11 protein-coding genes are annotated in these 10,697 nt (G+C 72.1%); 4 read left to right on the plus strand and 7 right to left on the minus strand.

Annotated elements, in window-relative coordinates; all coding sequences use genetic code 11:
* The 5 genes from VIB11_RS16540 to glgC all read right to left on the minus strand — a co-directional run.
* Positions 1-1,377: cyanophycin synthetase family protein (locus VIB11_RS16540; RefSeq protein ID WP_332057170.1), on the minus strand; the 1,377-nt coding region annotated here is incomplete at its 3' end.
* Positions 1,378-1,408: 31 nt separating this feature from the next.
* Positions 1,409-2,266 (minus strand): cyanophycinase, encoded by an 858-nt coding sequence (locus VIB11_RS16545; protein ID WP_332057171.1) that lies wholly within the window; start codon positions 2,264-2,266, stop codon positions 1,409-1,411.
* 16 nt (positions 2,267-2,282) lie between these two features.
* The gene (gene serB / locus VIB11_RS16550; RefSeq protein ID WP_332057172.1) at positions 2,283-3,518 is read right to left on the minus strand and encodes a phosphoserine phosphatase SerB; all 1,236 of its coding nucleotides are present in this window, start codon (positions 3,516-3,518) and stop codon (positions 2,283-2,285) included.
* Positions 3,519-3,540: 22 nt separating this feature from the next.
* On the minus strand, positions 3,541-4,338 hold the full coding sequence (locus VIB11_RS16555) for an LLM class F420-dependent oxidoreductase (RefSeq protein WP_332057179.1): 798 nt from the start codon (positions 4,336-4,338) through the stop codon (positions 3,541-3,543).
* A 14-nt stretch (positions 4,339-4,352) separates the two neighbouring features.
* A complete protein-coding gene (gene glgC, locus VIB11_RS16560) occupies positions 4,353-5,606 on the minus strand; it encodes a glucose-1-phosphate adenylyltransferase (protein WP_332057173.1) in 1,254 nt (417 codons plus the stop codon).
* 61 nt (positions 5,607-5,667) lie between these two features.
* On the opposite strand from glgC, the gene glgA reads away from it, so the two are divergent.
* Entirely contained in the window at positions 5,668-6,873 is a 1,206-nt protein-coding gene (gene glgA / locus VIB11_RS16565) for a glycogen synthase (protein WP_332057174.1), read from the plus strand.
* On the opposite strand, the gene VIB11_RS16570 is transcribed toward glgA, so the two are convergent.
* Positions 6,866-7,258 carry a nuclear transport factor 2 family protein gene (locus tag VIB11_RS16570; protein WP_332057175.1) on the minus strand — a complete coding sequence of 131 codons (393 nt, stop codon included), beginning with the start codon at positions 7,256-7,258 and terminating at the stop codon, positions 6,866-6,868. The two genes, glgA and VIB11_RS16570, sit on opposite strands and share 8 nt — an antisense overlap.
* A gap of 12 nt (positions 7,259-7,270) precedes the next feature.
* Positions 7,271-8,041 carry a hypothetical protein gene (locus tag VIB11_RS16575; RefSeq protein ID WP_332057176.1) on the minus strand — a complete coding sequence of 257 codons (771 nt, stop codon included), beginning with the start codon at positions 8,039-8,041 and terminating at the stop codon, positions 7,271-7,273.
* 72 nt (positions 8,042-8,113) lie between these two features.
* Between VIB11_RS16575 and VIB11_RS16580 the strand changes: the two genes are divergently transcribed.
* From VIB11_RS16580 to VIB11_RS16590, 3 genes are all read left to right on the plus strand, one after another.
* The gene (locus VIB11_RS16580; RefSeq protein WP_332057177.1) at positions 8,114-8,917 is read left to right on the plus strand and encodes an ABC transporter ATP-binding protein; all 804 of its coding nucleotides are present in this window, start codon (positions 8,114-8,116) and stop codon (positions 8,915-8,917) included.
* A gap of 87 nt (positions 8,918-9,004) precedes the next feature.
* On the plus strand, positions 9,005-9,472 hold the full coding sequence (locus tag VIB11_RS16585; protein WP_332057178.1) for an NfeD family protein: 468 nt from the start codon (positions 9,005-9,007) through the stop codon (positions 9,470-9,472).
* Complete coding sequence (locus tag VIB11_RS16590) at positions 9,469-10,647, plus strand: SPFH domain-containing protein (RefSeq protein WP_414695874.1); 1,179 nt, start codon at positions 9,469-9,471, stop codon at positions 10,645-10,647. The genes VIB11_RS16585 and VIB11_RS16590 overlap by 4 nt, the downstream gene beginning before the upstream one ends.
* The last annotated feature ends 50 nt before the right edge of the window (positions 10,648-10,697 follow it).

Genomic DNA, 10,697 nt, shown 5'->3' on the forward strand with positions numbered 1-10,697 from the left:
GATCGCGCCGCCGGTCTCACGGACCGGGGAGGCGATGTCCGGGCAGATGAAGTCGATGCCGGCGACGTCGAGCCCGATCATGCGGGCCGCCTCCTCGGCGATCTCGATGTTGTCGGGGTGGGCGTCGAAGGTGCGGTCGACGGAGATGCCCCCGGTCGACATGTTGCCGGTCAGGGCGAGCTTGACCATCTGCCCCTCCGGGGGCACGTCCTCCATCTCGAAGCCCTGGTCGCGGACGAGGGCGGCGGCCGCCGCGTCCACCTTGATGCGGGTGAGCACCTTCTCATGGCCGACGCCGCGGCGGGGGTCGGAGTTGGTGATCTCGACGAGCTCGGTGACGGTGTGCTGGCCGTCGCCCACCACATGGGCGGGGACGCGCTCGGCGATGGCCTGCATCTTGCCGCCGACGATGAGGCAGCGGTAGTCGCGGCCGGTCACGAAGGACTCGACGATGACGTAGCCGCGACGCGACTCGCCCTTGGCGGTCTCGAAGCCGGCGCGCACGTCCTCCTCGCTCTGCAGGTCGAGGCAGACCCCCCGGCCGTGGTTCCCGTCGAGGGGCTTGACGACGACCGGGTAGCCGATACGGCGAGCCGCCGTGACGGCCGCGTCCGCGGTGCGCACGGTCTCCTGCTTCGGGACGGGCAGCCCGGCCGATGCGAGCAGGCGGGTCGTCATGTCCTTGTCGCTGGCGATGTCGACGGCCAGCGACGAGGTCTTCGAGGTCATGGTGGCGCGGATGCGCTGGGCGTGGACGCCCTGGCCCAGCTGGACGAGCGACGCGGTGTTGAGCCGGATGTAGGGGATGTCGCGGCTGACGGCCTCCTCCAGGATGGCTGCGGTAGAGGGGCCGAACGCCGTGCGCTGGGCGCGGCGCAGGAAGAGATCGAGCTCCTCACTGAAGTCGAAGCCCTCCTCGGCCTGCACGAGGTGGTTGACCAGGCGGACCGCGAGCGTTCCCGCGGCGATCCCGACGCTCTCGTCGGCGTAGCCGTAGATGACGTTGTAGCGGCCGGGTGAGCCCTTGACCGCGCGGGTCTTGCCGCGGCGGATGTCGTGGCCGGCTTCCTGCTGGAGCTGCAGCGCCACGTGCTCGGTGACGTGGCCGAGCCACGTGCCTTCGCGCAGGCGCTCGATGAAGCCGCCCTTCACGCCGCGGGAGCAGGTGTGGTGGTGCAGGCCGGGCAGCAGCTCGACCAGCCGGTCCGTGAAGCCCTCGAGGGTGTCTGTGGGGTAGCCCTCGAGCACCCCCAGGTCGACGACGAGGTGGATGGCCGGGTCGTAGGACCAGACGTTGCCGCCCCGGTAGACCCGCGACTCCACGATGCTCAGCTCGGGCGCGGCCGGGCCGGTCGGGATCGGACGCTCTGGTGCCATCGGGTCTCCTTGCGGTCGAACGGGGTGGACGTCAGGCCTGGCTGCTGGCCAGCGTCACCGCGGCGTCCTGGTGCTTCTCGACGAACTCGATCAGCCGCACGTCGCGAAGGTCGAACGTAGCGCCCGCGGGCAACGAGTGCACGACCGCCCCCGACACCATCATGGGCGCCCCCCGGCGGGCGTCGGGCGCGTCGGAGTCGGCGGCGCGGCAGTCGAGCACGAACACCGCGCCGCGCCCGTGCACGGTGAAGGTCGTGCGGTCGACCACCTCGATCGCGGTGTCCTCGTCGATGCCGATGCCGATGAGGTTGGGAGAGCCCGCCACCATCGACATGAGCCGACCGTAGCGGGCCCGCTGGCCGAAGTGCTGGTCGATGATGACGCCGCTGATCAGGCCGAGCCCGGCGCTCAGCTGGCTGGTGCGTTGGCGGGGGGTGATCCCCTCGTCGCCCATCGAGATCATGAACTCGCTCATGATGGAGGCGCCGGCCGAGGTGCCGCCGACGACGGCACCGCGGTCGTGCGCGCGGTGGATGGCCTCGCCGAGCGGTGTGCCCGCGAGGCGCTGGCTCAGCTTGAGCTGGCTGCCACCGCTCATGAAGACACCGGTGGCCTGCTCGACCAGGGCGACGGCGTCGGGGTCCTGCGCGTCGGCGCGGTCCTGCGGGTTGACGACCGACAGGTGAGGCGCCCCGAGGCGGGTGAAGACCTCGGTGTAGGCCTCCACAACCTCGTCCTGGAACGACGAGGCGGTGGGGATGATGACGATGCGCGCCCGCCGCCCCCCGGCGAGCCGGACGAAGCGACGCAGGACGACTGCCTTGCCGACCCGGTCCTCCGCCCCGCCGATGACGAAGAGTGTGGGTCTACCGCTGGTCGTACGTGCCATTGCGCCAGCCTAGGAGTCAGCGCGAGGCGATGGGAGGAGCAGGGGTCGGCGTGCCGTCGGCGGCGTCGGCCTCCTCGATCTCGTCCCGGGTGATGCCGAGGAGGTACAGCACGGCGTCGAGGTAGGGGACGGTGACGGCCGTGTCGGCCTGCTCGCGGACGACCGGCTTGGCGTTGAACGCCACCCCGAGGCCGGCGACCTCGAGCATGTCGAGGTCGTTGGCGCCGTCGCCGATGGCCACGGTGCGCGAGAGGGGCAGCCCTGCCTCCGCCGCGAACCGGCGCAGCGCCTCCGCCTTCCCGGCGCGGTCGACGATGTCGCCGACCACCCGGCCGGTGAGCCGACCGTCGACGACCTCGAGGCGGTTGGCGTGGGCGTGGTCGATCCCCAGCTCGCGGGCGAGGTCCTCGACGATCTCGATGAACCCGCCGGACACCACGGCGACGGTGAAGCCCAGCCGTTTCAGGGTCCGCACGAGGGTCCGGGCCCCGGCGGTGAACTGGATCGACGCCCGCACCTCGTCGAGGACCTCCACGGGCAGACCCCCCAGGACCGCGACCCGCTCGCGCAGGCTCTGGGCGAAGTCGAGCTCCCCGCGCATCGCGGCCTCGGTGACCGCCGCCACCTCGGCCTCGCGCCCGGCGTGGGCGGCGAGCAGCTCGATGACCTCGTCCTGGATCAGCGTCGAGTCGACGTCCATGACGACGAGGCGCCGGCCGCGGCGGGCCAGCCCGGCCGGGGCGACCGCGATGTCGACGCCGTGCACGTGGGACTCCAGGGCGAGCTCGCGCCGCAGCGACAGCACGTCGGCCCCGGAGACGTCGAACTCCACGGTCGTCACCGGGTAGCGCGAGAGCCGGCGGATCCGGTCGATGTTGGCCCCATGCGCGGCGATCCGGGCCGTCACGGCGGCCACGGCACTGGCCAGGAGGGGCGCCCCGAGGAGCACCACGGCGACCCTGCCGGTGCGTCGCGGGGCGTTGTCACCCGTGCCCGACTCGAAGCGGACGTCCAGGTCGAGGCCCCGGGCGACGGCGCCGACGGCTTCCTCCAGGCGGGCGTGGTCGCCCTCGGCGGGTGCCAGCAGCAGCGCCAGTGTGAGGTGGCCGCGTACCACCACCTGCTCGACGTCGAGGACCTCCGAGCCCACGTCCGCGATCGCGTCGAAGAGCGCGCTGCTGACGCCGGGGCGGTCGTCCCCACTGACCGTCACGAGGAGCGTGGGGGCGGCGGCAGTGCGGGGTTCGTCCACTGCGCAACGATAGCGAGCGGCGTCAGCCGCTCCCGCGGGAGTCTCGCCATGCGACCAGGTCGCGCAGCGGTCCCATGTCGTAGCGCGGCCCGTCCAGGCCCACCGTGAACAGCCGCGTGCCCGCGGCATACAGCTTCTCGGCGGCGGCCGGGTAGTCGCGCGCGTCCTCGGGGAAGCGGCCCGGCCGCGGTGAGACTCCGGCGGAGCGCTCGATCTCGCCGGGGTCGCGCTCGATCCGGGCGCACCACTGGTCGAGCACGCGGTGCTTGTGGGCGATCGTGTCGGCGTCACCGAACCCGTGCCAGATGTCGGCGTGCTCGGCCACGATGCGGAGCGTCTTGCGCTCGCCGCCACCTCCCACGAGCACCGGTATGCGACGAGTTGGCTGGGGATTGAGGCGTTCCCACCGCCGGCGGATGCGGGGGAGGTCACGGGCCAGGGCGTCGAGCCGCCCACCCGCGGTCCCGAACTCGTAGCCGTACTCGTCGTAGTCGCGCTCGAACCACCCCGAGCCGATGCCGAGGATGAGCCGGCCGGCGCTGATGTGGTCGACGGTGCGTGCCATGTCGGCCAAAAGGTCCGGGTTGCGGTACGAGTTGCAGGTCACCAGGGCGCCGATCTCGACCCGCTCGGTCGCCTCCGCCCAGGCGGCCAGCACCGTCCAGCACTCGAAGTGCGCGCCGTCACGGTCGCCGTAGAGCGGGTAGAAGTGGTCCCAGGTGAAGGCGATGTCGACCCCGACCTCCTCGGCCTCGGCACAGGCACGGCGGATGTCGGCATAGGCCGCGTGCTGCGGCTGGATCTGCACACCCACCCGGATGCGCTGCCCGGAGCTCAGGGGGTGACCTCCTGGCCCTTGGCGACGATGGTGAGCCCGGACTCGGTCACCTGGAATCCGCGGGCGAGGTCGTGCTCGCGGTCCACCCCGATCGTGGTCTTCTCGGGCACGTAGACGTTCTTGTCGATGATCGCCCGGCGGATCTGCGCGTGGCGGCCGACCTCGACACCGTCGAGCAGCACGGAGTCGTCGATCGTCGTCGCGCTGTGGACGTGGACCCGCGGAGACAGGACGGAGTTGGTGACGGTCGCGCCGCTGATGACGACGCCCGGTGACACCGCGGAGTTGTGGGCCTCACCGAACTTGCCCTGGGCGCCGTTGACCAGCTTCGCCGGAGGGTAGGGCCCGTAGTCGGTGTAGATCGGCCACTCGTAGTTGTAGAGGTTGAACACCGGGTGGACGGAGACCAGGTCCATGTTGGCCTCCCAGTACGAGTCGAGGGTCCCCACGTCGCGCCAGTAGGCGCGGTCCCGGTCGGTGGACCCCGGGATCTCGTTGTCCTTGAAGTCGTAGACGTACCCCTCGCCCTTGTCGACGAACGCCGGGACGATGTCCCCACCCATGTCGTGGTTGCTGCCCTCGGTCGTGCTGTCCCGGGTGACGGCCTCCATGAGCACCGCCGCGTCGAAGACGTAGTTGCCCATGGAGGCGAGCACCTCGTCCGGGGAGTCGGGCAGCCCGACCGCGTCCTTGGGCTTCTCGCGGAAGGCGTCGATCCGCCGCGGGTCGGCCGCGTCGACCTCGATGACGCCGAACTGGTCGGCGAGCGACCGCGGCTGCCGGATCGCGGCGACGGTCACCCCGGCACGCGTCTCGAGGTGCTGGTGGACCATCTGGGAGAAGTCCATCCGGTAGACGTGGTCGGCCCCCACGACCACGACGATGTCGGGGTTCTCGTCGTGGATCAGGTTGAGGCTCTGGTAGATCGCGTTCGCGCTGCCGAGGTACCAGTTCTTGTCGACACGCTGCTGCGCCGGGACGGGGGTGACGTAGTTGCCCAGCAGGTTGGACATCCGCCAGGTCTTGGTGACGTGACGGTCCAGGCTGTGCGACTTGTACTGCGTCAGCACGACGCTCTTGAGGTAGCCGGAGTTGACGACGTTGCTCAGGGCGAAGTCGATCAACCGGTAGATGCCGCCGAACGGAACGGCGGGCTTGGCCCGGTCGGCGGTGAGGGGCATGAGCCTCTTGCCCTCTCCGCCCGCGAGCACGATGACCAGGACCTTGGGGCCTCCGCGTCGGTATGGCATGAGACGACAGTAGGGAAAGTCGCCCCTCGCGGCGACCCCATCTCGCGGCTAGGGTCGCCCCGTGAGAGTCGACATCCTCAGCAAGGAGTACCCGCCCCAGATCTACGGCGGCGCCGGGGTCCATGTCGCAGAGCTCGTCCGGGCGTTGCGTGACCGTGGGGACGTCGACACCAGGGTGCGGTGCTTCGGCCTTCCGCGCGACGAGGAGGGCACCTTCGGCTACCCCGACCTGCCCGACCTCGCGGAGGCGAACCCCGCCGTGCAGACCATGGGGGTGGACCTGCGGATGGCGGGGGAGTGCGTCGGGGCCGACCTCGTGCACTCGCACACGTGGTACGCCAACTTCGGTGGCCACGTGGCGTCCCTCCTCGGCGGTATGCCGCACGTCGTGACCGCCCACAGCCTCGAGCCCATGCGCCCGTGGAAGGCGGAGCAGCTCGGCGGTGGCTACCGCGTCTCCTCCTTCGTGGAGCGCAGCGCCTTCGAGGCCGCCGACGCGGTGATCGCGGTCAGCGCCGGGATGCGCGAGGACGTCCTGCGCAGCTACCCGTCCGTCGACCCCGACCGGGTCCACGTCGTGCACAACGGCATCGACTCCCAGCTCTGGCAGCGCCACCGGGACCCCGACACGGTGCGGCGCCACGGCGTCGACCCCGACCGGCCCTCGGTCGTCTTCGTCGGGCGCATCACCCGGCAGAAGGGGCTGCCATACCTGTTGCGCGCCGCTGCCGAGCTGCCGCCGGACGTCCAGCTCGTGCTGTGCGCCGGCGCCCCGGACACGCCGGAGATCCTGGCGGAGGTCGAAGGGCTGATGGACTCCCTGCGGGCCAAGCGCGACGGCGTCGTCTGGATCCCGGAGATGCTGCCCCGCGGCGAGGTCATCGCGCTGCTGAGCGCGGCCACCGTCTTCGCCTGCCCCTCGGTCTACGAGCCGCTCGGCATCGTCAACCTCGAAGCCATGGCGTGCGAGCTCCCCGTCGTGGCCACGGCGACGGGCGGCATCCCCGAGGTGGTCGTCCACGGCGAGACGGGGTGGCTCGTGCCGATCGAGCAGGTGCAGGACGGCACCGGCACCCCGGTCGACCAGGACCGCTTCGTCGCCGACCTCGCGGCCGCCCTGGTGGAGGCCGTCAGCGACCCGTCGCGGGCCGACCGGATGGGCCTGCAGGGGCGACAGCGCGCAGTGGACGCCTTCTCGTGGGCGAGCATCGGCGACCGGACGATGCAGGTCTACCTCGACGTGCTGCGGCGTCGGGCCGTCAGCTGACCGAGGCCACCGCCCGCAGCGCGTCGTCCTCGGTCTCGTAGCGGCTCACCGAGGCCAGCCGTCCGCCGTCGGCGGTGAAGACCACCCACGTGTCGACCGGGCGGTCGGTGGGCGCGCCGGCCGGGGCGTGGGCGGTGGTCCACTGGGCGTGCTCGTGCACGAACACCCGGCCGTCGACCTCGCGCAGGGGGTGCTGGGGCGCGAGCCGTATGCCGGAGCGCCTCAGCCAGGCGCGCATCAGGTCGTGGCCGTGCCCGACGCCGCGCGGGCCGGCGACCTCGACGTCATCGGCGCAGAGCGCGACGGCGGCCTCGACGTCCCCGGCGTTCACCGCCTCATGCCACGCCTGGACCGCCTGCACCGCCGAACCAATGCTCTGCGCCATGGAGCCACGCTCTCACGCCGGTCGCCAGCCGGCCAGCACGGCGCAGGCGGCGTTCGCGGCATCCGCCAGGGCGCGGTCCGCCGCGCGCTGGAGGCCCTGGAGCAGCAGCCTGCGGGACCGGGCCGTGGACACCTCCAGGGCGTCGTCGGGGCCCTCGAGCGCGAGGTCGACGACCCGTCCGACGGAGCCGGCGAGGGTGATGGCCCGCAGCGCTCGGGAGGGCAGCCCCGGTGGCAGGCCCCACTCGCCGCCCAGCGCCGCGTCGGCGACCTCCCGGGCGGCCTCGGCCGCGAACGGCCGGCCGCCGAGATCCTCCAGGGCCTCGGTGGCCCGGAGCAGCTCCTGGCGCAGGTGGCGCTCGAGCTGGGACGGCTCCAGCGCCTCGACCCGGTGCTGCGGCACGGGGTCGGCGTCGAAGGCACGCCAGTCCACGCGGGTCCCGGTGTCCAGCGCCGAGCTGGTGCCCGGGCCGAAGTCAGCGATGGTCGGGACGAGCATCCCGCCCAGGCTCGGGACGAACACGCACTCGCCTGCCCCCGCGGCCGCCCCCTGGGCCTCCGGCGACGCCGACGGCATCCCCGTCAGGTCGCCCGGCGCGGGCAGGGCCACGAGGAGGGCGCGCTCGCCCAGGTCGCGCCAGAGCTCGAGGCGCCCGAGGTCCCCGGCGACGTGGTCGATGTCCGGGAGCGCTGCGCGGAGCAGGGGCTCGAGGTCGTGCCCAGTGCCGTTCCACGCCGCGGTCGCCCACAGCGAGAGCCGGACGGAGGCGGGCAGGACGGGCATCCCCTCATGGTAGTGAGCCGGGGCCGGGCGCTCGCTCCGAGGCGCACGGCGCCGTCGTCTAGGGTCGGGTCCATGAGTGACGTCCTGGAGTTCGCCGGAGTGTGCGTCGTGCGGGGCCAGAGCACCCTGCTCGACGACATCACCTGGGAGGTCGAGGAGGGGCAGCGCTGGGTGGTCCTCGGCCCCAACGGGGCGGGGAAGACCACGCTCCTGCAGCTGGCCGCCGGGCGCATGCACCCCACCCGGGGCGTCGCCGGAGTCCTCAGTGAGGTGCTCGGGGCCGTCGACGTCTTCGAGCTCAGGCCGCGCATCGGCCTGTCGTCCGCGTCCCTGGCCGACCGGATCCCGGGTGACGAGGTCGTGCACAACGTCGTCGTCACCGCGTCGTACGGCGTGGTGGGCCGGTGGCGGGAGTCCTACGACACCCCCGACCACGTCCGTGCCGCGGAGCTGCTCGAGGCGCTGGGTGCGGACCACCTCGCCGACCGCAGGTTCGGCACCCTCTCCGAGGGGGAGCGCAAGCGGGTCCAGATCGCGCGGGCCCTGATGACCGACCCCGAGCTGATGCTGCTCGACGAGCCGGCGGCCGGTCTCGACCTCGGTGGGCGGGAGGACCTCGTCCGCCGCCTGGGCGCGCTGGCCGCCGACGTCGAGGCGCCCGCCATGGTCCTGGTGACGCACCACGTGGAGGAGATCCCACCGGCCTTCACCGACGTCCTGCTGCTCCGCGGCGGCCGGGTGGTGGCGCAGGGCCCGCTCGAGATCACCCTGACCGAGGAGAACCTCTCGGAGACCTTCGGCCTGCCCCTGGCGCTCGAGCGGCACGGCGACCGATGGTCCGCGCGGGCGCGCAACGGCGCGCCGGTCACGCCCTAGCCAGTACTACTGACCGGCGCACGGCGCGCCGGGAACGCCGCAGGCAGCCCGACCGTCCTAGAGTGACCACGCACTCAGGGAGGCTGCATGGACGTGCTCAGGGACAACCCCTGGCTGGCATGGGTGGCGCTGGCGCTCATCCTCGCCGCCATCGAGGCCGCAACGGTCGACTTCGTGTTCGTCATGCTCGCGGGCGGGGCGCTCGCCGCGGCGTTGGCCGCGGCCATCGGCCTGCCGTTCGCGGCGCAGGTCGTGGTCGCCGTCGTGGTGGCGGTCCTGCTGCTGGTCCTCGTGCGGCCGCTGGTCACCCGGCACTTCACGGCCGCGCCGGAGAGCCGGACGATCGGTGCCGCGGGCCTCGTCGGCCGGGTCGGCTGGGTGCTGCAGACCGTGACCGAGACCGACGGCCGCGTCAAGCTCGCCGGGGAGACCTGGTCAGCGCGCATTCCCGACGGCGGTGTCGTGTGCCAGCCCGGCCAGGAGGTCAGGGTTGTTTCCATCGAGGGGGCCACCGTGATCGTCACCGGCGACACGGCGGGTCAGAAACCGGAGTGACTGTGGACGGCATCGGTGCAGGGCTCATCGTCCTGCTGCTTCTCGTTGTCTTCGTTCTGGTGGTGCTGTTCCGCACGGTGCGGATCGTTCCCCAGCAGACGGCGCTGATCATCGAGCGGCTCGGCCGCTACTCGCGCACCCTCGAAGGAGGCATCCACTTCCTGATCCCGTTCGTCGACAAGGTGCGCGCCAACGTCGACCTGCGCGAGCAGGTGGTCTCCTTCCCGCCACAGCCGGTGATCACCTCCGACAACCTCGTCGTCAACATCGACACCGTCATCTACTACTCGGTGATCAACTCGAAGTCGGCGGTGTACGAGATCGCCAACTTCATCCAGGGCATCGAGCAGCTGACCGTCACCACGCTGCGCAACGTCATCGGCTCTCTCGACCTCGAGCAGACGCTGACCAGCCGCGACCAGATCAACGCCCAGCTGCGAGGTGTGCTCGACGAGGCCACCGGCAAGTGGGGCATCCGGGTCAACCGCGTGGAGCTCAAGGCGATCGACCCGCCGATGTCGGTGCAGGAGTCGATGGAGAAGCAGATGAAGGCCGAGCGCGACCGCCGCGCGGCCATCCTCAACGCCGAGGGCGTCAAGCAGAGCCAGATCCTCACCGCCGAGGGAGAGAAGCAGAGTGCGATCCTCCGGGCCGAGGGCTCGGCCCAGGCGCGGATCCTCGAGGCGCAGGGCCAGGCCCGAGCCATCCAGCAGGTCTTCGACGCCATCCACCGCGGCCGGCCGACCCAGAAGCTGCTGGCGTACCAGTACCTCCAGGTCCTCCCGCAGATTGCCCGCGGTGACGCCAACAAGATGTGGATCATCCCCAGCGAGCTGACGGACGCCCTGCGCGGCATCGGCGGCATGTTGGGCAAGGAGGAGGGCGGCTTCCCCCCGGAGGACGAGGGCCAGTGGGTCGACACCGGTGAGCTGGGCACCGCCTTCGAGGAGACCGCGCTCGAGCCCCCCGAGCAGGCCCTCGCGGAGGCGCGCGGTCAGGCCGGACGCGCCAGCCGCGAGGCCACCGAGCACGCGACGCCGGCGCAGCGGGTCCAGCCCCCCATCGCGCCGCCCGCGGACGCCGTGCCGCCCTACGAGCCGGAGCCCGAGCCGGAGGGTCCCGCCGTGCCGCCCGTGACCCCGCCGGCGCAGGAGCCCCCGGCCCCTCCCCGCTGACGGCCCACCGCACCTGCCGTGTGCCGCCCGCTCACGCGAGCGGGCGGCAC

It is taken from the genome of Pedococcus sp. (assembly GCF_036554925.1).
Lineage (GTDB): Bacteria > Actinomycetota > Actinomycetes > Actinomycetales > Dermatophilaceae > Pedococcus_A.

Bases quoted from the DNA above. Each gene is read 5' to 3' on its own strand.
- VIB11_RS16575 (WP_332057176.1), bottom strand. From the start codon at position 8,041: ATGCCCGTCCTGCCCGCCTCCGTCCGGCTCTCGCTGTGGGCGACCGCG.
- VIB11_RS16580 (WP_332057177.1), top strand. From the start codon at position 8,114: ATGAGTGACGTCCTGGAGTTCGCCGGAGTGTGCGTCGTGCGGGGCCAG.
- VIB11_RS16570 (WP_332057175.1), bottom strand. From the start codon at position 7,258: ATGGCGCAGAGCATTGGTTCGGCGGTGCAGGCGGTCCAGGCGTGGCAT.
- VIB11_RS16545 (WP_332057171.1), bottom strand. From the start codon at position 2,266: ATGGCACGTACGACCAGCGGTAGACCCACACTCTTCGTCATCGGCGGG.
- VIB11_RS16585 (WP_332057178.1), top strand. From the start codon at position 9,005: ATGGACGTGCTCAGGGACAACCCCTGGCTGGCATGGGTGGCGCTGGCG.
- glgC (WP_332057173.1), bottom strand. From the start codon at position 5,606: ATGCCATACCGACGCGGAGGCCCCAAGGTCCTGGTCATCGTGCTCGCG.